This window comes from Polaribacter sp. (assembly GCF_024639685.1).
Classification (GTDB): domain Bacteria; phylum Bacteroidota; class Bacteroidia; order Flavobacteriales; family Flavobacteriaceae; genus Polaribacter.
This window is the reverse complement of sequence record NZ_JAHEHX010000003.1, coordinates 249903-275939: the sequence shown is the minus strand read 5'-3', so window position 1 is coordinate 275939 and position 26037 is coordinate 249903. Positions and strand designations below refer to the sequence as shown.

The window sequence follows — 26037 nt, the reverse complement described above, 5'->3', positions numbered from 1 at the left end:
TTCATTTCTCCAAAACACATATAGTAATTATGTTAAATTAAAGAAATTTAATTATTTTATTTGATAATCAATTTTGTATGAAATACTTTATTATCCCCAGTTAAAGCCTTCACCAAATACATTCCTGATGGGAAATTATGATTCGATTTAACATCAATAATACCATTTGTAGTTGTTTTTCGATACACCACTTTACCAAGTATATTATAAATTTGGACTTGAGCACTATTTACATTTTGAAAGGCAATGGTAAAACCATTTGTTGAGGGATTTGGATATACTTTTAAAGATGCCGTATTTAGTAAATTATCATCAACACTTAAAGATTGACTTGTAGGTATCGCTTCCCAATGACTTCTTGTGTCACTTTCATCAACAACAATATTAGTAACACTTCCATCTTGTTCATGGTATAAAAATTTATTATTATTCCTAGCTTCAAATCGAAATATATTTTCTGTTCCTGTTTCATGTATCGTCCATACTTTATCTGAATCTGAAGCTGGAGCAGATTTTGATGTACTATACACAGCACCAGTTCCTAATGCACGAAGTATTCCTAAGGTTTCACTATCGATATTATAATAATCACCAGATTTTACAAAAGTCCAATGTGTATTTTGTGCTTCTCCTGAATCTGTCATCGTAACAGGTGAAGCACTTGCGCCTGCGTCTGTTAAAAATTGTCCAGTAGCCACATTTCTCAATCTAAAAATATCATCAGAAGGCTCTGGTGTATTGTTATCTTCAACTTCTACTTTTTGATAGGTCGTATTTGCCCATCTAAACTGAGCTCTACCTTCTCTTACTCTGTAAGCACCATATCTAATACCAGACTCTGTACCTCTTTCTGGTGAAGGAATATTATAATTAAAAACGTCACCTCCAATTACAGCATCACAATAATGTATTTTTTTTGTAGAATCATTAGGATCTTGTCTAAAACCTACTTCCATAACAAAATCAACCTCTTCATTTTTATTTACTCGTTTCAAGAAAACAGTTTCTCTACCACTACCTTCTCCTCCACGTTCTAAAATACGTTCAGCATAAATATCAAAAGCGACTTGTTTACCTGCATTAATACCATCTCCATAAACAGGATGAGCTCTATATAAAAGAATCGCAGGATCATTAGAACCCCCTCCTCCAGAGTGTTTCCCTTTTGCCTGTGCTAAATAACTTCCACTTGAACTAAAAGAACCTGTATCTCCTACTTCTAATATTCTAAAGGTTCCTGTAAATTTTGCGAAACTACCGATACCAGTTTCACTAGATCTTGGCAGAGAACGCTCAATTCTAGGTTGTAATGATTCTCCATCCCAATGGTTAGATCCAGCAGTTATATTGTATACACCCCAAGTTTTTCCGTTAACTTCACTTTCTGAATAATCAGAGTAACAACTTCTATCATCTGCAGTACCTAAATTAACAGAATTTGCAATATCTACATTTCTTGTACTATCATTCTGAAATTCACCAGAAGATGGACAATTTAGATCTGTACTTGTATCTTCATCTGCTGCTACCACTACTGGTGTTTGTACATAAGGAATAAGTTTCCAATTACTTCTATCATCTGTATTTTCAACTACAGCATGGATTACAGTTCCATTTTCTTCATGATACATAAATCTACCTGTTGTTCTTGATTCAAATCTATAGGTGTCATTTGTATCATTATGATAAATTGTCCAAGTTTTATCAGTATCACTTGCAGGTGATGCTTTAGTTGTACTAACCACTACATAGGCTCCTCCAGGACCTCCAACACCTGGCGCGCGTAAAATTCCTAAAATCTGACTATCTATATTATAATAAGATCCACTTTTTACAAATTTAAAATGTGTACTTGGTGTTTCCTCATCTAAATCTGTCATAGTTACTGCTGTTGCACTTGTACCTGCATCAGTAAGATATTGTCCTGTAGCAACATTTTTCAATCGAAAAACACCATCTGATGGTGGAGCATCTTGTGCTGCTAAGCTCAATGAGCATTGGAGAATAATTAATAATATTGATTTAAAAGTATTTTTTATCATAATGGTTTTTAGATATAAGAAACAAATTACTCTATGTTTCAAGCGAAAGTGTCCTGAACTATCCTGAAAAAAAACTATTTTAAAAGCTAATTTAATAATAAACTCGATTTTAGAATAACAGGACCAATTAATCCAGATTTTTCTAACTCAGTTTCGTTGTTTTTTGGACGAGATGTTGTCCAAGTTTTTTTAGTTCCTTTTGGTCTCCTATTATCAAAAATCAACTGATTTCTCCAAGTATTGGTTACTTTAATTTCTAACTTATTTTTCCCTTTTTTGATTTCTTTACTAATATCAAACTCAAAAGGAGGAGCCCATTTTACGTCCACTTTTTTACCATTGCACCATACTTCTGCAATATTTGCAACATCACCCAAGTCCAAAATGGTAGTGTTTCCAATTTCTTTTACATCAATTGATTTGGTATAAGTTATAGTTCCTGAATAATGTTTTACAGCATCATTATTTAATTTTGTGAGTGATTTTAATTCATCAATTTGAATAGATTCTGGATTATCCCAACCTTTATCGAAAGACAATTTCCAATTATTTTGAAGTGTTTTTTCTTTGATAAAAGATGATTTTATATCTTCATTTCCTTCTCGGTGAAAAATATAATCTCCAGAAAATGAAGCTGAAAATTCATTTTTATTCCAAGTTAATTTTGGATATTTTTTTGTTTTATGAATTTGATACCATCCAGTTTTAGTATCTAAAATAGTTTCATCATTCAGCGTAACTTTTGATGCGATTGGTTTTTTATCACTTTTAGAAAATACGATAATTTTACTTCCATTTTTAGGTAAAGAAAGTACAACATTTGTTCTATCATCTTTGGCTTTCCAAATCTTTGCGTATTGTTGATTTCCTTTAACTGCGTCCCAAATTTGTGGAGTTAAATTCTTTATTCTAAAGCTTAAGGAAACATCAACAGGATTTTCATCTTTAGAAGCCACAAAATAAATATGAGCATCTTCTATTTCTCTATGAATCCAACTGATATTTACATTTTCAGGTACAATTACATCTTTATCAATTTTCTCTTCTTTTAAAACCTCTTCTAAAGTTTTTCCCCAATATACTTTTCCTTTCCCAACTTGTTTAACACCGTTTTTAGAATTTCCCCATAACACCTCAACAATAGATTTTAATTCTTCTAAATCATTTTTATCATCCATTAAACTTGGAGAATCTTTAGGTTTATCGCCTAAAATCACAGCACCTTCCAATACCAATTCTTTAAGTTTTTTAAGGGTTGATAACAACATACTCTCTGAATCTCTTAGTGTAATAATTTTATAATCACCTCCATTTTTAACATGAATTTTTCCGTCTTTAATACTTAACTTTTCTTGTAAAATTTCTTCATTTAAATAATCGAAACGATATCCTTTTGGAAAATAATCCAGATCAAATGGTGGTCTATCAAAATGATCTCCATAATATCTTAACACATCTGCCACATATTCTCCTTGTTGCAACACATATTGATTTCTAGACAAATACTCAATCCATTCTGGCATATATTTCCACCACGTTTGTTGTCTTACCAATGGAAAACCGATATTTCCTCCAAAGCTCGAACCAGGAAAAACATCTGTCTGTGGGGTATGAGAAAACGTATGAAACACCAAATGATTAACACCTTTTGCAAAATTATAATCGATAAGATATTTTACAGAAAACGGATGTTCATTCCATTTTACACCAACTTGAGTACAAGCCTCTGCAGCCAATTTTGGTTTGTTGTATAAATGGACTGCAGATGCAGCATTGTAAATGGGTTTAGCATATTCGTTTTGTGCTGATGGAGATTTTGGATACCAAAATTCAGTCATTGGAATATCACTAACTCCATAATAACGCATTGGATCTATGGGCAGAACTTCACCTCCTGCACCTTCTGTATACACATCTGCACCCATTTCGTGAGCTATAGTTGCAAAATGTGTAAAGAAATTATCAATAAAAACATCGTCCATAGTTTGGCGCACATCTCTTAAAAACTTGGTTGTTGTATTGGCATCATCCACAATAAAACCCATAGTTGCTGGCAAGTATTTTTTCATACTATACCCTCTTCGAGTTTCAAATTCTTTGAATAAATCTTCAGAATTGACTGTCCAAGTTGGTACGTGACTTTCCCAACTATCAATTAGCAGACCTTGTAATTTTCCATCTCCAATTGGACCTCCTGGTTTTATCAAATCACCAATCATTCCGTTTTTTAAATGATTTTCTATGGCTATTTTATCTAATTTACTAGATTCCCAACCTGTAGCTTCTGGAACTGCAGGCTTATTGGTTAATCTCATATTAATATGTCCAAAACGAACAATCGTCCAATTTCCCTGAGGAACATCCCAAGTCAATTTTCCATCAGTAGTTAATTTATCTGTAAGATTTATAATTTTATTTGCATCAATAATTGTGTTTTCAGCATACTCATATACAAAGTCTTTTTCTAATCGTCTTAAAACTTTTGCAGCTTTTGCTTCGTGATTGTGTAATATAGGTTTTGCACTCAATCTTATAAATTCTGGTGCAATAGAATGTTTTCCTAAAAAAGTGAATCTAAATTTTCTTGACGTTGTTTCTGGAATAGCTAAAGTTAAATGCTTTCGTCTGTCATTCCAATTTCCATCAGGTAGATTTAAGGTAGTAATTTCTGTAAATCCTTGATCTAATAATGCTTCAACCTTGATAGCAATATCCATTTTTGGGTATTGAAAGTTCAAAATTAGATGACGTAATTGTGGTAAAACAATGGAACGTATTGTTACTTTTTTATCAAAGGTAGTTTTAACCCAAGTTTTTTGATTGTTATCTTTAAAAACTCCTTGTTTTCGGTAGGTTTTTAAAGGTTGATCTAAATGGGTTGTTTTTCTTGTTACAATCAGTTTAGAATTTGGATTAAAAATAGCTTTCCAAGGAACTAAATTGTTATTGGTTTCTATTTTTGATGGATTAAAAGGCTTTGAATTCACTCCTTCTGGAGTTGGAAAAGCGACTACTTGTACATCTTTATAATTGTAATCTGGAGTATGGTATAAAGAATCAATTTTTAAAATTTCATTGAATTTTTTGTTTCCAGAAATATGATACGTTGTTTCTACCAATTCACGTTGCGCTTCTTCTGCTGGCACCCATGGTCCACCAGTCATAGACCATCCAGGACAATTTTGCATTGTAAATTTCAACCCTAAACGTTTGCATTCATCAGCTACAAAACGAATCATGTCTTCCCATTCTGGGGATAAAATTTTAATGGGTTTTACGTTTGGAAAAGCTCTACCTGCTTTGTTAAACAAATGAATTCCTTGTAACCCAGCTTCTTTAATTGCTTGTAAATCTTTCTTTAATCCTTCTTTACTTATATTGTTTCCGTTTAAATGAAACCAAGTTTCTGGATGGTATTCTTTTGAGGGTGATTTAAAATTTTGGGACAACTCTTTTAAGTCCGTACTATAGGTTTTATCTTCGATATTTCCCTTTTTCAACTGGCAAGAAAGAATGCATAATGTTAACAAAAACAAGACTAAATTACTCTTCATTTTACTCTATTTTATATTAAAATTATTAATTTATTTTGAAATAAGTATCCTGCCATATCAGGTTAAAATTAATCATTTATTTTTCTATAAGAAATACAACCGATTAGTTTATGTACAAAAAATAAATTTATAGAAGAATGATTTACAAGCAGATTTTCTCAATATAATAGTTTTTATCAGCATTCATCAGGATAGTTATATAATAGTAATTTAATATTTTTGATCAAATTTTGAAAAACATGATAAAAGTAAAATCAAATGTTCAAGCTATTACAATTAAATTGTTAATTGTCTTTAGTATCTTCTTTTCTTGTACAAGTGATGACAATGATAGCCTTGGAGGTGTATCTATTGAAGACTTTGAATTTATTGAGCAAGAGCCTACAGTTATAGCTGCAGATGAAGATACAGGCAATTATACTACTTGCAATGATGATGGTGCAAATGCTACTAGAACATCAAACGATTTAACAAACCCTGTTAATGTAGGGACTATTGACGACAGAACTTGTTATGCCAATTATAAAGAAAGTACAATTGATGGTATTACATGGGGTATATACAATATAACAGCTGGATCTAATAACCAGGATGCAACAAATACCTTACAACCTCGAATGGAACGCTCATTGCCTATAGCAAACCCTAACGTAGGTTCATATGTTAAATTTACTGGAGACTTTAGAATATTAGAAGTTGGAGATACAGGTTCTTTTGACACTAGTGGAAGTTATATCGCTCAAGCTAAGGGTCAACATACTGGTGGTGGTGGTTCTGCAGATCCTGCTATTTGTTTATATAGAGCACATCCCGTTTACGGTACAGGTATTAACGCAGACAAACAGGTTGCGTTTGATATTTATGCAGAACGTATATTAGTGCGTGGTGGATCAGGAAGTGGTAGAGAAGTTGTGTTATTAAAACGAGTTAATAAAAACGAGATTACTTCTTTTGTAATGGAGGTAGGTTTTAAAGAAGACCCAAACGATTCTTCAAAAAAAATACACTATTGTAATGCAATAATTGGAAATGAAACTTTTAATTGGAATATTCCTGAACCTGATAGAGGAACACAATCAAAAATTAGATATGGTGCATATCGTGTTCGAGGAGGTAGAGCACAAATAAGATGGGCTAACACAGAACACGAAAAGGTTGATAAATAATTAAAATAGTTTTTTAGACATTTAATTTTTTTAATTTAAAACTGATACTAAAAGGTGGTTTTAATCTGGATAATATTCCCATTTTCAATCATTATGATAATAGTAATGAGTAGTTCCTTTAGTTCCAATACAATACTGTAAACCAAAACCGTTAAGACTTGTATTATATGTAAAATAACCAATCAAATTAGGATTTTTAAATTCGTAATGAGAAATGTTCTGTGGAAATTCTCTATTATTCCTTTGATAACCATAAATATATTTGATGATTTGTGCTGATTCTTTTTTTAAAGGAACCCATTTTACAAATAAAAAACTTTGGTAGGGAATTAAGAGTAAACCAATTGTTAAACCTAAAATGAAAGCGATTTTTTTTATTTTAAAATAATACAATAAAAACGGCAATATATTTAAAGACAATATTAAAAAACAAAAAAACTGTTTGATCTCTCCTAGAATATAGTATGCATAGTAGCAAACCACTATTTCTATTGCTACAAGAGTTAATAAAAATAGTTTGAGATTAAAGTTTGTTTTGTTCTTTAATTCTGATTTCATTTACTCTAATTTTTTGAGTTGCTATTAATCAAAACTCTAAATAAGCCATAAAATTGTTAATTTCTTACCAAATTTTATCGTTTTACTATTAATTGACTTTTCAAGAAAAATTAATGCTACTTAAAAAAAATTATCCTTTACAGTCCTGAAACAGATCAAAAAAGCCTCATATTAATTTAAAATATGAGGCTCTTGCTATTATAACAGAAAAACTATTTTACACGAAGAATAGCTTTTTTCAAATCTTTTTCTTGTGAAGAAGCTCCCACAGAAATTGTAAAAGTTCCTGGCTCTACCTCTTTTTTCATTTGTTGATTTAAGATGTTTAATTCATCAAAACCTAATTGAAAAGTTACTGTTTTTGTTTCTCCTGGTTTTAGAGAAATACGTTCGAAACCTTTTAGCATTTTATTATAACGCCCAACAGAAGCAAAATCGTCTCTTACGTACATTTGTACCACTTCATCTCCTGTTCTGTCTCCTGTATTGGTTACCTCTACAGAAATGGTTGTGTCTCCATCAGCAGAAATAGTAGCATTTTTAAATTTAGGTGAACCATATTTAAAGGTTGTATAACTCAAACCAAATCCAAAAGGGAATAAAGGCGATTTATCTGCATTTTTAAATTGACCTTTTCCTGAACCAATAAAATCTGGTCTTTCTAAATAGGTTACTGGAACTTGACCAACAGATCTTGGGAAAGAAACTGTTAATTTTCCTCCAGGATTTATATCACCAAAAATAGCATCTGCAATAGCATCTCCAGAACGCATACCTAAATACCACGTTTCTAAAATTGATGGAATTTTTTCTGCAACATAATTAATAGATAAAGGTCTACCATTTATTAGAACAGCCACAACAGGCTTCCCTGTTTTATGTATTGCTTTTACCAATTCTTTTTGCACACCATATAAATCTAAATCAGCTCTATCTACGCCTTCTCCTCCTGTTTTTCTAGAACCTCCAATGACTAAAACAACTGCATCAGATTTTTTTGCTGCTGCAATTGCTGCTGGAAATCCCTTTTTAGAATTGCTTAATAAATCGCAACCTTTTGCATAATTAATTTTTACTTTATCACCAACTTTAGCTTTAATTCCGTCTAAAGCCGAAACATAAAAAGGAGGCAAACCAGAATAACCCCCCAATAAAGAATAGGTTCCTTTTTTAGGTTTGTTTTCATGTGCATTTGGTCCAATTACTGCCAAAGATTTTATTTTTGATAGGTCTAAGGGCAATACATTATTTTCATTTTTTAATAAAATAATGGCTTTTTTTGCCATTTCATAAGAAAAATCTTGATGCTCTTTGGTCCCAGCAATTATCGTTTTTGTATCAATTTCTTTTGGTGCTGCATCGAATAATCCTAATTGATATTTTGCCGTTAAAATACGAGAGGTTGCTTTATCAATATATTTTTCCAATTCAGGATTCTTTGTTATTGTATCTTTCAGTACTTTAGAATTATATGCTGCTAGCTTCTCAATCTTTCCAATCACTAAATCCATATCAACACCAGCTTTTAATCCTAAGATAGCTGATTCTGTTCTAGTTTCTGCAATAAAATGCATAGTCCCTAATCTGGCAATATCATTATTATCAGAAACAATTAAACCGTCGAAACCTAATTCATCTCTTAAAATATCTTTCAATAACCAAGTGTTCATGTGGTTTGGAACACCATTATAATCTTGATGACCTGGCATAAGAGAACCTATCTTAGCTTCTTTTATAGCCGCTTCAAAAGGTGGTAAATAAACCTCACGTAAACGACGTTCAGACATATCACTAAAACCACCATTAATACCACGTCTATTTTCTGGATAACCTATAAAATGCTTCGCTGTTGCCATTACATGGTTTTCATCAAAACGTTCATCACCCATACCTTGCAAACCTTGTATAAATGCAACACCCATTCTAGATACCAAATAAGGATCTTCTCCATAAGATTCTTCTACTCTACCATATCTTGGATCTCCAGAAATTACGTCTAAATTAGGCGAATAAGTATGTGTAACTCCTAAAGTCCTCGCTTCTAAAGCTGTCTGTGAAGCCATCTTTTTTACTAACTCAGGTTGCCAAGTAGAAGCAGCTGCAATAGCTTGTGGGTATACAGTTGTATTCCCATAATAATCCAGTACAAGCCATACTCCATGCAATGCTTCTGCATACTTCATATAGGGTATTCCTAAGCGTTCATTAGCTGGAGCATCTTGCGTCATTTCAGCAATTTTCTCTTCTAAAGTCATTGTACCAATTAAGTCTTGTACTTTATTGGCAATTTCTTTGTCTTTTTTACTTACTGATGTATCTGAATTTTGTTCCGAATTGCAGGCAATAAATAGATTTGTAAAAAGCACTATTAATAATATTCTTCTCATTACTATGAATTTAATTTATTTTTTGTGGGGGATATTGAATTACTCTAAATAAAAAACTTCTTCTAGAGTTTTTGAAATTGGAGAGTTGTTAGGATTTACTTCCATAATATCTGCCATAAAATCCCACCATTTTTTCACAACGATATTTTCTGATAAATCTTGTGAACTAGCTCCCCATTTAACCTTCTGAAAAGCAAAGAGCGTATTAGTTTCTTCATCAAAAAAAATGGAATACTCACTAACTCCTGCTTGTTTTAATAACAATTTTAATTCAAGCCAAATTGCATTATGCCTTTTACGATATTCTTCTTTTTGCCCTACTTTTAACTTCATTTTAAATGCTAACCGCTGCTCCATTTCCAAGTATTTTTAGTTCTTTAACTTTAAAACTTCACTTCCTGCCATTAAAAACGCCCCGGTCCCAAAGTTCTGCCAACTATCTTTAGATGCAGGCTCTGGAAAAGCACCAATATTTTGAACCCAACCAACTCTACCATCTTCATGTTGGCAAGCTAGTAAACCTTTCCATGCTTTTTTAATGGCTGGTGTATAGGTTTTACTGTCTAAAACACCATTGTTTACTCCCCAAGCTAAAGCAAATGTGTAAAATCCACTTCCACTAACTTCACCATGATCGTAAGATTCTGGACTTAACAAACTTGTTCTCCATAAACCATCTTCTGGTTGAATTTCTAAAATTCTAGCGGCCATTTTTTTATATAAATTGACATAAAAACCTCTGTGCTTATAATTTTTTGGCATATCTTCTAATAATAACGCTAAACCACCAATTACCCAACCATTTCCTCTAGACCAAAATACTTTTTTTCCGTTTGGCTCTTTCTTATTCTTTCCATCTCCTTTCCAAATAAAACGCATATCTCTTGCAAATAAGTTTTCTTCTTTATCAAACAACCTATCGTAAGCCTCCATATAATATTTGTGCATTGCATCTAAATACTTTGGTTCTTTTGTTTGTTTTGCATATAAATTAATTACTGGAGGTGCCATAAATAAAGCGTCACACCACCACCATAAAATGGTTTTATCTTCATGACTTTTATCCTTCCCTTCTTTCCATCTATTATCTTCGTACAAATGCTCATCTAAGAATTTTTTTGTTGGTTCTAAATCTGCAAAATTTCTTCTACTTTCGTTCATAGCAACGTATAAATAGCTATAAGAAATTGCTACATCATCTGCATGATATATTCTTTTATACGTTTGCCAATTATTCCAAACTGCTTGGTTTTTTAAAGCAGCCATATACATCATATTTTTTGTTGTTTTATGTGCTCTTGCAACACCAGTATAATAGGCACCATTTGTCCAATCTGTTGGATGTATTGCAAAAATAGGATGTGCTTCTTGCCACTCTAAAGCCTTAATCATAGACTTTTGAATTGCTGTATTATCTAAGTTTATAGACTTTTGAGCAACCGTTTTTTGCGTAACTGAACAACTAAAAAGTATTAGTACAACTGCTAATATCGTTAAAAGTGATTTCTTCATTTTAATTTATTTTTTTAGTTTAAATGTTGCTTCTAAATACTTTTGAGATGATGTTCCTATTTTTAAGGTATAATCTCCAGCTTCTAATACTTTTTTCATTGAAATCCCTGTAAATTCCAACATTTTTGGAGTAATGGTAAATGATACTGTTTTGCTCTCTCCTGCAGCGAATTCAATTTTCTGAAAACCTTTTAATTCTTTGTCTGGTCTTGTTACAGAACCAATTTCATCTTTAACATACAACTGTACAACCTCTTTTGCCTTTACATTCCCTTTATTGGTAACTGTTATACTAGCTGTAATTTCTGAATCTGGGGTAATCTCTGCACTTGAAACTTTAATATCAGAATATTCGAAATCACCATAACTTAATCCATGGCCGAAAGGATAAATAGGTCCTTTTTCTAAGAATAAGTATTCTTTTTTGTAGTTGATTTCTTTCATACTATAATGGTAAGGTAATTGCCCAATTGATCTAGGAATCGTTACAGGAGATTTTCCTGAAGGAGAAACATCACCAAAAATTATTTTAGCAGTAGAGTGATCTCCAAATTCACTTAAATCCCAAGTATCTAAAATGGCATCAGCATTTTTAGAGATGGCATTAATAGATAAAGTTCTTCTATGTTTTAATACCACAATTACTTTTTTACCTAAAGCTGTAATCTTTTCTACCAACTCATCTTGTGGTCCAACAGGATCTATAGTAGCTCTATCTCCTAAAGTACTGTTGCTAAAATAAGCTTCTTTAGCTGTATATTTATCACCTCCTAAAAACAACACCACAACATCTGAACTTCTAGCAATATTTACCAATTTAGCAATTGCTTTTGGATCTCTTTCTAATAATTCTGGAGCACCACCTTTTTCATTCGTTAAGTTAAATCCTTTTTCTGATACAAATTTAATATTACTGTTGCCAACTGCAGATTCAAACATTTCTTTAGTGTTCTTTTTTAATAAAGGACCTAAAAGAGCTACTCTCGTTTTTTTATTTTTATTTAAAGGCAAAGTATTCTCTTCATTCTTTAATAAAATAATTGATTCTAAATCTGATTCTTTAGCTAATTCTAAAGAACTTTCAGCACGAACACCTTTTTTAGTTTCCTCTATGTCTATATAAGGATTATCAAACAAACCTAGAATGAATTTTGTTCTTAAAACACGTCTTACAGATCTGTCTATCAATTTCATCAATTCAGGGTTTTTCTCTACCATTTTTGGTAAATAAGAATACGAATCTTCTGCGTATAAGTCGATATCAATACCAGCTTCTAAGCCCATTTGAGCAGCAGCTTCTGGTGATTCTGCTACTTTCATAAAGTAATACAAACGAGCAATATCATTAGAATCTGAAACTACATAACCTTCAAACCCCCATTGATTTCTTAAAACTCCTGTTAATAATTCTGGATTTCCGTGAGAAGCAACTCCGTTTAAATCTCCATGAGAAGCCATAATTCCTAAAGTTCTAGCTTCTTTTATAGCCGCTTCAAAAGGAGGATAAATTTCGTCGATTAATGTTCTTTCAGAAATTTCAATAGCAGCAAAATTAGAACCACCTAGCACTTGTCCATAACCTGCAAAATGTTTTGCAACTGCTCCAATATGTGTTCCATTTCCTAAACCTTCATAGTTTCCTTGTACACCAATAACTGCGTTTTTAACCATTTGCGTTGTTAAGTACGTATCTTCTCCAAAGGCTTCACTCATTCTACCAAAACGTGGATCTCTTACCACATCTGCTTCTGGTGAATGACACATGTGCATACCTCTTAAACGTGCTTCTCTTCCTACTACATCCCATTGTCTTTGCACTAATTCTGGATTAAATGATGCTGCAGATGTCATTGGACGACCAAAAACTGTTGAACCTTCTGCATCTACTCCATTGTAAGATTCTGTAACAAACAAAGCTGGAATACCCCATCTATTATTTTCGATGATGTATTTTTGCAATTCATTATTCATTTTAGCAGCAGCAACGGGATCGATGTGTTCTCCTGGGTTTTTAATTCCAGCAATACCTAATTTCAGTTTCTTAATAACTCTTTTTGAGAGTTTTAAGTTTCCATTTTCATCTGGTTTAGTCCCAATACTTGCATGAAAAATTCGCATTTGCGCCACTTTTTCTTCAAGAGATAGTAACGGTAATAAAGCGTCCACTCTCTCGTCTATGGATAAAGAAGCGTCTTTGTAACCTTTTTTTGATGCAGTTTTTCCACAAGCATAAAAAAGTGTAATTGATAAAAATAAAATTAGTGTTTTTTTCATTGGTTGTTTTTATTTTGAAAATGAAAATGAATCAATTTGTAATTGATTATTGGTTAATTGTTCTATAATTAAATAAATATCTTCTTTTTGTTGTAATTTTTTTAAACTAAAAGTAATATCTCTAAAATAATCATTATCGCTTATACTTTCAATTGTTTTGTAGCCTATTAATTCTCCTTTTAAGGAATTTCTCAAAATTTTTATTGCAAATTTTGCTCCTTTACTACTTGAAGCTTTTAGCGTCATTTTTGATTTTTTTGATAATCCTTTAACATTTTTGAAATTTAAATAACTTTTAATTGCATTTGTTTTTATAACAAAACCATTCTCTGTTTCTTTTTTTTCTATTCCTTCTGCTTTAAAATAATCTTCTGCTTCAATTTTAGCACTTGCATTATAATTTGCTACTCCAACTCCATCGACTCTTATGGTTGACATTTCTCCATTTTCTTTATAATGAACATAGCTTATAAACGTATCTCTAAAATAACGATTTCCTGTTTGACTAATATCACAATACGCATAATACCATTGGTTATTCCATTCAAAGAAAGAGCCATGCCTACCTTGTTGAAAACCATTTGGCCAAGTTGGTGAATCATATCCTGTTACAAAACTTTCTTGTTTTATAACGGAATCTTTGTAATCATAAGGGCCATATAAATTATCTGACATTGCATAAAAACAACCCCAAGACAAGTAATATTTCCCATTATATTTATGTAAAAAAGGCTTATCGTCAGTAGGTTTTTCTAGATTATTTCCATCTTGGTTATAAGGTCCTCTTGCATTATTGACCTCTAGTTTTCTAGGTTTTTCAGCCAAACTAATCATATCATAATTTAGTTTCGCTATATAATAATCCCAAACTCCAAAAACGATATAATGCTCTCCATTTTCTTCAAAAATAGCCATATCATATTCGTCAGTTGATGTTAATTCAGACGTTAACAATGGTTTCCCTAAAGGATCTTTCCATGGACCAGTTGGAGAATCTCCAACTACAACACCTGTTTGCTGATTCCCTTCAGAAAAATACCAGTAATATTTACCATTTCTATAGGCAACATCAGTAGCCCAACATCGTGTAAAATTTACATCCTCTATATACGTGTCTTTTGGTTTTAAAACGCTTTCTTTTTTCCAATTAATTAAATCTGGAGAAGACCAAATCCACCAATCTTCCATAATAAATTTTCTATTTTTAATAGATTTATCGTGCGAAGCATATACATAGGCAGTATCGTTAAAAATATGGATATGAGGATCGTTTAAACCTTTATTTGGGACAATTGGGTTTTGAGCATTCAGATATACTGATAAAATCATCAATAAAATAAAAGTGAGTTTTTGTATATTTTTATTTTCTCTCATTTATTTGTTCCCACAAAAAACATCCATAATTTTGGTTACTATTGCTGCTTCTTCAACACTACAAGGGTTTGTATTATTACCTAAAAAGTAACCTACTGTTCTTTCTATCATTGGTTGTTGCACATGTTTGGGATTTGAAAACTGATAGGTTTTTACATTTCCATCAATAGACACACTAATTTCTTCTCCATAAAATGAGAATGAAATACTTCCTTTTTCTCCAGTAATTGTACAATTATCAGTATCTGATAATGCATTAAAATCCCAACTACCATTAAATTGAACTCCATTTTTAAATTGGATTACGCCTTTTACAATCTCATATGATGCTTTATTTTTTTCTAAATCAATACTTTTTATTGATGCTATATCACCAAAGTAATAATACATCAAATCTAATTGGTGAGGAGCAATATCATGAAAATATCCACCTCCAGAAATTGTAGGATCTATTCTCCAGTTTACATCCGTTTTAGCAATTATATTTGCTTTTTTTGATTGTGCAATTGTAATTTTAGCAGAGGAAATGATTCCAATACAATTAGAAAGTAATAACTCCTTAACCTTTAAAAATATTGGTAGACTTCTACGGTAATGTGCTATAGTTACTTTATTATTACCGTCAATAACCGCTTCAGAAAGAACTGTAGCTTCGTTACTATTCAATACCATTGGTTTTTCTAAATACACATCTTTCCCCGCCTTTAATGCTTCAAGGGCATATTCTAAATGCGAAGAAGGAGGTGTTGCAATATAAATTGCATTTACAGATTTATCATTTATTAACTCTGATGCATTAGTCGTCCAATTTGCAACTCTATGTCTTTTTGCAAAATCTTTTACCTTCTCTTCATTTCTTCTCATCACATTAATTAAAAAAGAATTTTCTACTTTTTGAAAAGCAGGACCACTTTTAATTTCAGCTACGTCTCCGCAACCAATAATTCCCCAATTAATTTTTCTTACACTCATTATTTACTTTCGCTCTTTTGCTAATACTTTATATATTATGTAATAACCTATTAATACATTTTATTTATATTAATAATTTGTGATAAGAACTTTAGTCTTGTAATTTTCTAATTGAAACTAAATATAAAGTTTTGACAAGTTGGTTAGTGCTAATTTATTGCTAGATATGTTAAATTGTGTCCTGTACTATACTGTGGAAAAAACTTTAGTTTTACATATTATTTTAAATATAACTTTGAGTTAAAATAAATATTAACTAAAATCTATAAACTTTATTTACAAAAAAATCTTTGCTTTTTTTTAAATTAACTCTATTGATATTCTATTATAAAAATAATCTAAACTAAAACTTTGTGATTTGTCAAAAATGATTAATTTTTATGAGTTCTCATTTATTTTTTTGTTTAATATATCTAGTTAGAACACCATAGGCTTGTGTTTTTCCAAAAATAAAACCTGCAAAACCATCTAAAAAACCTAATCTAACAAAATAATGGATAAAAAACCTTATGAAAGGTTTTATCAAAACATGAAATAAGTTTACTTTTTTTCCTTTACTATGAAGTTGTCTAGCTCTTAATGTAGCATAATGATTCATTTTAGAAATGTAATGATCATAACTTTTATAAGAAAAATGATCTATTTATGTTTAAAAAAACCTAATTTTCCATTTGCAACGATGGTTTCATGAACTGGGCTTCCGTCATATTTACAAAATTCTTTTAAGAATAAACGTATAACTTTATCTCCTTGACATCCACCATAATTTATTTTCTTTCCCATGAAAAAGAAACTTCTTTTTACATAGAAACCAACAAAATCTTTGGGGTTTTTAACTGCTTCTAAAATTTCTGTTCTTACTTGAGGTGAGGGGTAACACGTTCATCTGCATCTAAAATATAAATCCATTTATTGGATGCTAAATTTATTTCATAATTTTTCTGAGTAGAAAAATCATCGAACTCACGTTGAATAATTTTTAGATTTTTTTTTTAGCAATATCAATAGTTTTATCAGAACTATAAGAATCAATGATTATAATTTCGTCTGCGAATCATACAGATTCTATTGCTTTCTCAACATGAAATTCCTCGTTAAAAGTTGGAATAATAACTTTTATCTTTACCATGGATTTATCGTATTAAGAAAAAATTATTACTCATAAAATACATCTTTTAAATAAGGCTTTTTCTAATTTAACTCCTTATATCGTTTAAATAATATTTTAGCAAAAAGGATCTTAAGGTGAAGATTTTAATTCTCAACTTATTTTATCAATATTTTTTTTACAATAAAACTATCTTCAGAATTTAGTTGAAGAAAATAAATACCTTTTGGATATTTCACAAAATCTAATTTATTGTGAATCAAATCTCTTTTTTCTAATACTTTACCTTGTGGAGACATTAACTTGTAGTTTAGTTTTTTTATTTGACTTTTCACATTAAAAACACCTTTACTTGGGTTTGGATAAACAACAATAGTATTCGAATTAAAAATATTAACTTTCAAAGCCGATTTAGAGAAAATTTCTATCTTATCCGGCTCACTAGATAAAGATCTTTTTTGGGTAAGTCTTATCACATTTTCTCCTTGGTTTAGACTCACATTTTCGATTTTGTTTTCTCCATAAATGTTCCAATCTCCAGTTTTGGCAACCAAAAAATTCTCATAGAGTTGCCCATTTATTTCGACATCCATTACTGAGTCATCTCTATTTCTTACAGCAACAAACAACACAATATCGTACTCATCTACTTCTGTGATAGTAAATTTATATTCTAAAAATTGGTTGCTAGCAAAAGAATCTACGTATTCACCTCCTGATGCCGAAGAACTGGCACCAATTTGAATATCACTTGAAGCTGTGGTAAAATTTTCTGCTTCTAAAAGAACCGTTGGTGCTACTTCTTCTTGCACCTCTTCTTCAGACAAGGTAAATTCTTGAAAATATAATGGACGTTTATCTCCTACTCCTACAGTATTATTCCCAGTATCTTCCATCATATAAACATAGAGTTTATCATTTTCAACAAAGGCATCAAAATGATTATACGAAGTAGTTTCTTGCCCTGAATAGATTATTTTCCAATTATTTTCTCCTTCTAAGGTAGTTTTAATGTTTACTTTTCCATTTAAAAGTTCCACCATAAAAACATGATTTTTATAGCTATACACTTCTCCTCTTGTATCTGGATTAGGAATTAAACCTCCCGCATTTTTAGAAAAATTAGCATCTTCAGCTTTTTTATAATAATGTACATTTATACCATCAACTCTTTGCACAAAATGAATGGCTCCATTTTCAGTGACGGTCCAAGCTGGATCTGAACCAGATTTCGGAAATGTATCTGTTCCAAAATCGTCTCCTGGTTGCGCAATTTGAACAGGATCTTGTGCAGAATCTATATTATTTTTAATTGGTAACGAAATAGGATTATCATTTACATCAAACCATTGACTGGAAATATTTTTTGGAATTTCGTTTGTATACGCATAATATAATCCACTGTTCAATGAATATCCATTACTTGTGCTTGTACTATTGTTTGTAGAATATCGAATAGAAAAACCTGAGTAAAATTTACCATTTAAAAAACGTTCACCTCCATACATATTATTTCTATTTGGTAAGTCTAAAGTGCCTTCATGATAAATCCAATTATTAGACCAAGAGTTGCCATCATAATGTGACAATAAAATATCTCCATTTCCAGAACCACCTTTTCTGTATCTTGCTATTAAACTACCATCATTTGCTCTATGAATCATTGGATACGTCATACGTTCATAGTTTTGACCTTGCTTTAAATAATTTCTTTTTTCATTAAAAATATCTAATGTAAACTCATTATCTGGTACAAATGCCATTTCTTTTTTAGAAACAGAGTAGTTAAAAAAATCGTTAGGCAAACTAGTTTTACTATAGGCATGCATGTCATAAATAATATGAATTGTATTGTCTATGGTGCTTACTCCAATAGCTGCTGTATTATGAGAGTCTCCTCTAATACCTGTGCCGTTTAAAAGTTCACCTCTTTGACCTACATGTTGATGTGGAAACTGAATGGTTATCCAAGGAGAATTTTCTACATTTAAGTTTTTTCTGGATAGCATTAAATTACGTTTATCCATACCTCCTTTATACCAAGTAACAAATGCATATCCGTTTATAACATCAATACAATCTCCATGAGGGGAAATTCTTTTGCCAAATCTGTAATTTACATCTTTTGTACCAGCAAAGTACAAGCCTCCTTCATCTTGCTTGGTTACTTTTGTAGCCTCATTTAAGGTTACAGCTAGTTTTGTTTGCCCTTGAATTTGATTGAAAAAACAGATCAATAAAACAGAGAATATTACTTTTTCCATATTTACAAAGTTGTTTTTAAAATTAGTAATTTATTTTTTGTTAAGCTTATAAAACAATAAAAGGTAGTTAAAAACTACCTTCTATTAAATTTATATATGTACTCGATTGTAGTATTCATAACCCCTTAAAAAGAATTAATTTTTAACTGAATGGTATGTTTACCCGGCGTTAATCTTACAATTTTAAATGCAGATGGAACGCTTTTTCCATTGTGTATAAATTCTTTTCCTTCAGAACCGTTTAAAGAAAATTCTGCAACCATATTTCCTGGTATTTCAATTTCATACGTTTGTAATCTCGGCCCATTGTGCTTGTAACTTGCCTTTATTGTTCCTCTTACAGTTGGTACTTCTATAGCACTAGACTTTAATTTACTCATTTGAGGCTTAATGGTAGCAATACCAAAACCTGGTGTTTTAGGTTTAATACCCCATAATCCTCTAGGAATTACATTTGCTGGCGCTGCACCCCAAGCATGGTTCCAATCTAAATTTACTTTATACTCATAATCCCAAGCTTCTAAAGAAATTGTAGATCCTATTCGAATCATATTATACCAACTTCTCTTAGCTTTACTTGCCAATAATTCAAGTGCATAATCTTCTTCACCTGCATTGTATAAACCGTCCATTAAAAATTGAGCTCCATAAACACTACAAACCATTCCTCTAGATTTTACAAAATCTACTACAGATTGATAGTGCTCTTCTGGAACCAAACCAAATGCTAAAGGCATCATATTTGCATGTAAAGAAGAATGGTCTGTACCAATACCGTCTACATAGATTCCTTTTTCTTTATTAAACATTTGTTCGTTTACTGCTTTTTTAGCTTTTGCAGCTCTGTATTCAAAATCTAAGGCCTCTTGTGTCTTTCCTAATAATTTAGCAAACTCAGACATAATTTTCATGTTCTCATAAAAGAAAGCATTAATCACAGTACTATAAGGTTTAAATACAAACCCATCTCTTTCTCCTTTTGTTTTACTACCCGCAAAATTCTTAGAAGGCCAATCAACAATATCTGTTAACGGTTTTTTATAACCAGGTTTAAAACCTAACTTATACATAAACTCTTCTGTTACTTTTGTAGATGTAATTAAACCGTCTTCATTTGATAGCTCAAAAAGTGTTTTGTGCTTTAAAGCTTCATAATAACGTTCTATCAATTCTGTGTTGCCTGTATACATGTAATCTGCATAAATTAACAACGCTACATGTTGTTGCCATTCTGTAGGCCATGTTGGATGCTCCATAAAATACTCTATGGTTCTTCTAGCAATAGCAAACTCTCTATCTGTAGTGTAATGGCTTAATTGATTTAAATACGCATCTGCCTCATAAGGTATACGCTCTCTATCTCCGTCTACATACAACCCGTTAAAAGTTGTTGCTTTGATAGAATATTTAGAAAAATCCCAAACTTGATTTAAAATATTATTGTTACTACTAAAGTTACTTGCATCATCTTCCCAATAACCTGTGTATCTTAATTGTTCGAAATCTGAAGCTTTTAATGAAGTTTTTGCGCCCTCTACTTCAGCATATCTAAAAGGTTGTAGTACAGGGAAGCCTTCTGGTAAAGGAATTGCCTTACTTGGCCCTTTCATACGCTTGTCTGGAACCGGATTAATTTCTATTTGGTAAGTTGTTTTTTCAGGAGTTACATTCACCTTAATTTCTTGGTAACGAATGTTACTTTTTGCTGGTGGTGTTCTATTTACATTCCCATTATCATCTAACATTTCACCAATTCTAACGGTTAATGTATGAGGTTCTTTGGCTATATAATTAAAGTCGATAGTTGCAAAAGCAGCTTTACCAAAATCCATAAAGTAAAAATCTCCTCTATTCTCAAAAGCAATAGGTTTTACTTTATCTACTAAATATTTATTTTCTGTAGAAATAATGTAGTCATCACTTTTACCTGTTGTAAATTGTTGCGCCTCAGAATAATCAACTAAACGATTTGCTTCGTCCCAAATTCTAACTTTCCAAAAATATGTTTTATCTATTTCTAACTTATTTCCTGTAAATTCTACATCTGTAGATTTTGATGATGCTACTCTACCACTATCCCAAATATCACCATTATTTGCATCTATACTTGCTTTGTTTGATGCTACTAAAATTTGATATGCACCTTGGTATTTTGCTCCTAAGGGAACAGTCCATCCAAATTCTGGTTTTAAATCGAAAATTTTTACCTCTGTAGTTGGTTCTCTAATTAATTCTACTGTTAAATCTGAAGGAGCAGCTCTAAAGTGATCACTGTTTTTTTGAATTAATTCTTCTGTCTTTGCTCTTAAGTTTGCTAAAGCCTCTTTGTATTTTCTTTTCCCAACAAGGTTTTTAATTTCTTGCGGATCTTTTTCTAAATCATACAACTCTTCTATAGTCTTATCATTTACATATCTAAAATACTTCCACTTTTTAGTACGCACTCCCTCACTTGGTGGAATTTTGCTAAAGTCCCAAATATGTTCTATTAAAATTGTATCTCTTTCTATAGATTTCTTTTGTTGTTTTACAATCGGCATTAAACTTTTTCCTTGCCAAGATATAGGCGCTTTTACACCTGCTAAATCTGCAATAGTTTGTGTAACATCGATGTTTAAAACCATATCATCTATGTCTTGATGACTATTTTCTCTAGGATCAAAAACAATTAAAGGTACTCTTATTGAATTGTCATACATCAACCATTTTCCGGCCATTTGTCTTTCACCTAAAAAGTAACCATTGTCTCCCATTACAATGATAACAGTGTTTTTATCTTGCCCTTTTTCTTTTAACTTCGCACGTATTTTAGTAATTTCTGCATCTATTCCAGAAATCATTCTATAATATCCTTTTAAACTATGTTGGTACTTTTCTGGATTATCGTATCTCCAAGTCCAACGAAATCTGTTAAATCCTTTTTTAACAATTTCTGGCTGTGCATTAAAGTACTTATCATCTGCTAATGCAGGCTTTGGCATGGTTGTATTTTCTAACATTGCATCCATAGCACTTTGCCAGAAATATTGTTTTTCTGCAGGATCATGTGCATGAGGAGCACTAAAGCTTAACGATAAACAGAAAGGTTGTTTATTATCAGCATTTTTATCTATAAAATCAATGGCTTGTTGCCCTGTATATCTAGTTAAGTGCACCGTATCTTTTCCTATGGTTTTGTAATAATAGCCTCTTCTGTCTTTAAATCTGTTGTTTCTATCATAAGACTCATATTCATTAAACTGCTTGTCTAAATCATTATATCTAGTACCATATTTACCATAAAAACCTGTATAATATCCATTGTCTTTTAACAATCTTGGATAAGAAGCATCCATGTATTCGTCTCTAACATTTCCTGTTTGAAAATTAAAGTTATGAGTTCTTTCGTGTAAACCAGTTAAAATACTGGTTCTACTTGCAGCACAAATTGGTGTAGTAACAATAGCTGAATTAAAGTAAGTACCTTTATTTGCTAAATCGTCCATTTCTGGTGTTTGAACAAATTTATTACCTGCATAACCAATGGCGTCAAAACGTTGGTCATCGGTTAAAATAAAAATGATATTTGGTTTTTTGGTACTTGAAGTATTTTGAGCTTTTAAAGTGTTTAAACCATAGATTACAGAAAATAAAACTATTAAAAAATTATTTTTATACATAAATTACTCTCTTAAGTATTAATATAAATAAATTGTTTTTGTAAAAATTTAAGTAATTATAAATATAGAATTAAAACTAACAATTTGCATCCTGTCCTATCCTGAATTTTATAACTTAAATAAAATATTAAACATAAATTTAAAAAAAATCCTAAAAAAAACCTTCATAAATGTAATGAAGGTTTTTTTTAGGATTTAAAATAAATTATAATTTATCTATTACTTTTCTAAGTTAATTGTAAATTCTTCAAATTTAACATCTCTATCTCTTATAACTAAGGTGTCTTTTACTGTATGTAATAAATCGAGTGTTGCTGTTGTTGTTGAAATTAACCTTCCAAAAAACCTTTTCTCGGTTACTTCTACTTCTAATTCTCGATATTCAAAATCTAAATAAATTACATCCCTAGTTTTTCCTCCCCATTCGTCTCCGTCTTCAACAAACTTTCCTGTTCCAATTACAGAAACTGTGCTATTTGGGTCAGCATTAGTTACAGTAATTTCTTCATTATCATTAAATGTTAATTTTAAAGACAATGTATTATTAGTAGCAAGATCTGGATCTGATCTTCTAACACCAATACTAGTGTTCGCTTCTTTTCTTCCTGCAGTTGATAATGGAAGTAAATCATCGCCAACTACATACTCAGATCTATAAACTGAAGAGCTGTCAATTACCCTTGTTTCTGATTCTGTAGGATTTCCATTTGCAAAAACAGTTTCTAATCCTACAAATCCTTTAACTGCATCCTCACCACGTCTCAAATATATACCTTGATATTTATTCATATACTTAATACCAAAAAGAGTATAATCTTTAGGTAAAGTTTCCCAATCTTCTGCTTTTATTTTAAAAGGGTTTGTAACGCCTTCAGCAGGAACTCCAGTTAAGAGTGAATCTAGTCCTTCATAATTTGTAATTTTTAAAGGAATCACATAATGAACCTCTTCAAACTTTGCAAATGATTTTGGGTCATCAAAAAATGCATCTGAAAGTTGAACCGGTATACGGCCTTTTATAGACCCAGAAGGTATTGTTACTGGGCTTTCTTGCTCAATGGTGTAATATGAAGCTGGTAATAACTCTACATTCACAGTATCTACCCCTAAGACTGTAGCATCTATCAATTCAGGAGCTAATTCAAAATGTACTTTTCTATCTTCAGAGTTATTATAAACTCCTGACATAGTAACACCGATTTCAAATCGTCCATTATTATCATTATCATTAAATCCTAAATCGTACTTTCCTTGTATTATTGTTCTTACAGGGGTTTGAAATGGAAAATATACTGAAGTTGATCCAAAATCATCAAATTCGTTTACCTGATTTTCACAAGCTAGTAAACCAAAAGTAAGTACGGCTATTATTAAATATTTTATTTTCATGTCTAAAACTTTTATTCTTTTAAATTACAAAAATCACACTACCATCCATTGTTTTGCTCAAGTTCAGAAAATTTTAAAATCTCCGAATTTGGAATAGGCATATAAGTTGCAAATGATTGGTAGTTTCTAATTTCAACTGAAGGCAATTCAGAGTAATTATTTCCATCAAAAAAATAACCCTTAGCTGTTTCATTTAGAGGTAACCCCCATCTTCTTAAGTCCCAAAATCTATGCCCTTCAAAACTTAATTCTAAACGACGTTCATTTCTAATAAGCTTACGCATATCTTCTTTTGTTGAAATCGATGCTAAGTAATTATCTGGTTGTAAAATTCCAGCTCTATTACGAATTGCTGCGATTACATCACGAGCAGAGATACCATTAACTTGGTGATCTGGACCGTCAATTTCATTAGCTGCTTCTGCTAATATTAAATACAATTCCGTATATCTAAAATATACGTCTGCATGTCTTTTACCTTGCGTTGTCCCATCATTATTAATTCTAACTTCAGGTTGCAATAATTTTTTAAGATAATACCCAGTAGTTGTAGACTGCCCAGGTATAGAATCTAACCTATCGTTACCTCCACCAACACCGGTGTTAATTATACCTCCTCCAAATTCAGCACCATTAACAACAACATATTTTTCTAATCTTGGATCTCTATTTGCATAAGGGTTTTGTGGGTCATAAATATAAATATTAGATTCATTTATTGGAGCTCCATCTAACATAGGAAATGCATCTACAAAGTTTTGAGTCGGATTTATTTCACCATTTCCATTTACTGATGGTGGAAACATTCTTTTTTCAAAAGCAGTACTATTTCCAGCTATAGAGCCTCTCCAAAGGGATTCTCTACTCTGAATGTTATTATCAGATGCATAAAACTCAATACCATTTGGATCTAAACCAGCAACACCGCCAATTGTGTTTAAAATCTTAGATGCATCATCTGCTGCCATTTCATAATAACTTTGATTATTTAAAAATGAGGGGCTTGCTGCAAAAAGTGCTAAACGTGCTTTTAAAGCTTTTACAATTCTTCCAGAAATACGTAAATCAAAGAAATTATCATTTACTATTCCGTATTTATCATAATCAAAACCTTCTAAATTTGAATACCATGGATCTAGTTGCCCTTGGCTTAAACCATAATCTGTTGGTAATAAATTAAGTGCATCATTAAAATCAGCCATAATAGATTGAACAGAGTCTTCAAAAGATTGACGAGGGACATTAAAGTTTCCATCTGCTTCAATAAATTCAGTAAAATAAGGAATACCTAATAAATTTCCAGATTGACCTATCCCAGCATGAGCTTGGAGGATATAGAAGTGATGTAAACCTCTTAATGCCAAAGCCTCTCCTTTCATACGCATTTCAAACATTGTATTAGTTAATGTGTCTCGACTCCATTGTGTTTCTCCTCGATCTATAATTTCTAAGAATTTATTTACCCAGAATACACGTTCATAGCTATTCCAACGTGATGTAGGATTAAATTGTGCATTCAATTCACCTAAAGCGATGCGCTTATAATTATTATTTAAATTATTATTTATGGCATCATCTGTAGCTGCTTCTGAAAAGGAGTATTGATTAACTAATCCCGTATATCCATTTAATAATATTCCTTCTGCCTTTTCAGGAAAGTTACTAAGATTATCAAAATTTAATCTGTTTTCATCAATTGGTTCAATTTCACAACCAATAAAACTTGCAAAAACAAATACAATTAATATATTTTTTATTAAACTTTTCATTTATTTTAT

The 26037-nt window shown here is 31.3% G+C and carries 15 protein-coding genes; 1 reads left to right on the top strand and 14 read right to left on the bottom strand.

Annotated elements, in window-relative coordinates:
- Positions 1-56 precede the first annotated feature (56 nt).
- Together Q0L44_RS03445 and Q0L44_RS03440 are read right to left on the bottom strand one after the other, a co-directional pair.
- Positions 57-1991 (bottom strand): RICIN domain-containing protein, encoded by a 1935-nt coding sequence (locus Q0L44_RS03445; protein WP_296635316.1) that lies wholly within the window; start codon positions 1989-1991, stop codon positions 57-59.
- Positions 1992-2128: 137 nt separating this feature from the next.
- Positions 2129-5596, bottom strand: a complete 3468-nt coding sequence (locus Q0L44_RS03440) for a glycosyl hydrolase (RefSeq protein WP_296635313.1) — start codon at positions 5594-5596, stop codon at positions 2129-2131.
- 239 nt (positions 5597-5835) lie between these two features.
- Between Q0L44_RS03440 and Q0L44_RS03435 the strand changes: the two genes are divergently transcribed.
- Positions 5836-6762: a hypothetical protein gene (locus tag Q0L44_RS03435; protein WP_296635310.1), complete on the top strand. Its 927-nt coding sequence runs from the start codon at positions 5836-5838 to the stop codon at positions 6760-6762.
- Between the two features lie 84 nt (positions 6763-6846).
- Here Q0L44_RS03435 and Q0L44_RS03430 read toward each other — a convergent pair whose 3' ends face one another.
- The 12 genes from Q0L44_RS03430 to Q0L44_RS03375 form a co-directional block, all read right to left on the bottom strand.
- Complete coding sequence (locus tag Q0L44_RS03430) at positions 6847-7320, bottom strand: hypothetical protein (protein ID WP_296635307.1); 474 nt, start codon at positions 7318-7320, stop codon at positions 6847-6849.
- Positions 7321-7532: 212 nt separating this feature from the next.
- Entirely contained in the window at positions 7533-9707 is a 2175-nt protein-coding gene (locus Q0L44_RS03425; RefSeq protein ID WP_296635304.1) for a beta-xylosidase, read from the bottom strand.
- A 39-nt stretch (positions 9708-9746) separates the two neighbouring features.
- Complete coding sequence (gene rhaM / locus Q0L44_RS03420) at positions 9747-10064, bottom strand: L-rhamnose mutarotase (protein WP_296635301.1); 318 nt, start codon at positions 10062-10064, stop codon at positions 9747-9749.
- Between the two features lie 12 nt (positions 10065-10076).
- Positions 10077-11219: a glycoside hydrolase family 88 protein gene (locus Q0L44_RS03415; RefSeq protein WP_296635298.1), complete on the bottom strand. Its 1143-nt coding sequence runs from the start codon at positions 11217-11219 to the stop codon at positions 10077-10079.
- A 6-nt stretch (positions 11220-11225) separates the two neighbouring features.
- A complete protein-coding gene (locus tag Q0L44_RS03410; RefSeq protein ID WP_296635295.1) occupies positions 11226-13493 on the bottom strand; it encodes a glycoside hydrolase family 3 N-terminal domain-containing protein in 2268 nt (755 codons plus the stop codon).
- A 9-nt stretch (positions 13494-13502) separates the two neighbouring features.
- Positions 13503-14867 carry a family 43 glycosylhydrolase gene (locus Q0L44_RS03405; RefSeq protein WP_296635292.1) on the bottom strand — a complete coding sequence of 455 codons (1365 nt, stop codon included), beginning with the start codon at positions 14865-14867 and terminating at the stop codon, positions 13503-13505.
- Complete coding sequence (locus Q0L44_RS03400; protein ID WP_296635290.1) at positions 14868-15839, bottom strand: Gfo/Idh/MocA family oxidoreductase; 972 nt, start codon at positions 15837-15839, stop codon at positions 14868-14870. It abuts the gene before it with no gap.
- Between the two features lie 639 nt (positions 15840-16478).
- Positions 16479-16622 carry a hypothetical protein gene (locus tag Q0L44_RS03395; protein WP_296635288.1) on the bottom strand — a complete coding sequence of 48 codons (144 nt, stop codon included), beginning with the start codon at positions 16620-16622 and terminating at the stop codon, positions 16479-16481.
- A 483-nt stretch (positions 16623-17105) separates the two neighbouring features.
- A complete protein-coding gene (locus Q0L44_RS03390) occupies positions 17106-19211 on the bottom strand; it encodes a BNR-4 repeat-containing protein (RefSeq protein ID WP_296635286.1) in 2106 nt (701 codons plus the stop codon).
- A gap of 125 nt (positions 19212-19336) precedes the next feature.
- Positions 19337-22870 carry a sulfatase-like hydrolase/transferase gene (locus tag Q0L44_RS03385; RefSeq protein WP_296635281.1) on the bottom strand — a complete coding sequence of 1178 codons (3534 nt, stop codon included), beginning with the start codon at positions 22868-22870 and terminating at the stop codon, positions 19337-19339.
- Between the two features lie 219 nt (positions 22871-23089).
- Positions 23090-24259, bottom strand: coding sequence for a DUF5627 domain-containing protein (locus Q0L44_RS03380; RefSeq protein WP_296635278.1), 1170 nt, complete (start codon positions 24257-24259; stop codon positions 23090-23092).
- Between the two features lie 38 nt (positions 24260-24297).
- Positions 24298-26028, bottom strand: a complete 1731-nt coding sequence (locus Q0L44_RS03375) for a RagB/SusD family nutrient uptake outer membrane protein (RefSeq protein ID WP_296635276.1) — start codon at positions 26026-26028, stop codon at positions 24298-24300.
- Between the last annotated feature and the right edge of the window lie 9 nt (positions 26029-26037).

Bases quoted from the DNA above. Each gene is read 5' to 3' on its own strand.
- Q0L44_RS03440 (WP_296635313.1), bottom strand. From the start codon at position 5,596: ATGAAGAGTAATTTAGTCTTGTTTTTGTTAACATTATGCATTCTTTCT.
- Q0L44_RS03435 (WP_296635310.1), top strand. From the start codon at position 5,836: ATGATAAAAGTAAAATCAAATGTTCAAGCTATTACAATTAAATTGTTA.
- Q0L44_RS03430 (WP_296635307.1), bottom strand. From the start codon at position 7,320: ATGAAATCAGAATTAAAGAACAAAACAAACTTTAATCTCAAACTATTT.
- Q0L44_RS03425 (WP_296635304.1), bottom strand. From the start codon at position 9,707: ATGAGAAGAATATTATTAATAGTGCTTTTTACAAATCTATTTATTGCC.
- rhaM (WP_296635301.1), bottom strand. From the start codon at position 10,064: ATGGAGCAGCGGTTAGCATTTAAAATGAAGTTAAAAGTAGGGCAAAAA.
- Q0L44_RS03415 (WP_296635298.1), bottom strand. From the start codon at position 11,219: ATGAAGAAATCACTTTTAACGATATTAGCAGTTGTACTAATACTTTTT.
- Q0L44_RS03410 (WP_296635295.1), bottom strand. From the start codon at position 13,493: ATGAAAAAAACACTAATTTTATTTTTATCAATTACACTTTTTTATGCT.
- Q0L44_RS03405 (WP_296635292.1), bottom strand. From the start codon at position 14,867: ATGAGAGAAAATAAAAATATACAAAAACTCACTTTTATTTTATTGATG.
- Q0L44_RS03400 (WP_296635290.1), bottom strand. From the start codon at position 15,839: ATGAGTGTAAGAAAAATTAATTGGGGAATTATTGGTTGCGGAGACGTA.
- Q0L44_RS03395 (WP_296635288.1), bottom strand. From the start codon at position 16,622: ATGGGAAAGAAAATAAATTATGGTGGATGTCAAGGAGATAAAGTTATA.
- Q0L44_RS03390 (WP_296635286.1), bottom strand. From the start codon at position 19,211: ATGGAAAAAGTAATATTCTCTGTTTTATTGATCTGTTTTTTCAATCAA.
- Q0L44_RS03385 (WP_296635281.1), bottom strand. From the start codon at position 22,870: ATGTATAAAAATAATTTTTTAATAGTTTTATTTTCTGTAATCTATGGT.
- Q0L44_RS03380 (WP_296635278.1), bottom strand. From the start codon at position 24,259: ATGAAAATAAAATATTTAATAATAGCCGTACTTACTTTTGGTTTACTA.
- Q0L44_RS03375 (WP_296635276.1), bottom strand. From the start codon at position 26,028: ATGAAAAGTTTAATAAAAAATATATTAATTGTATTTGTTTTTGCAAGT.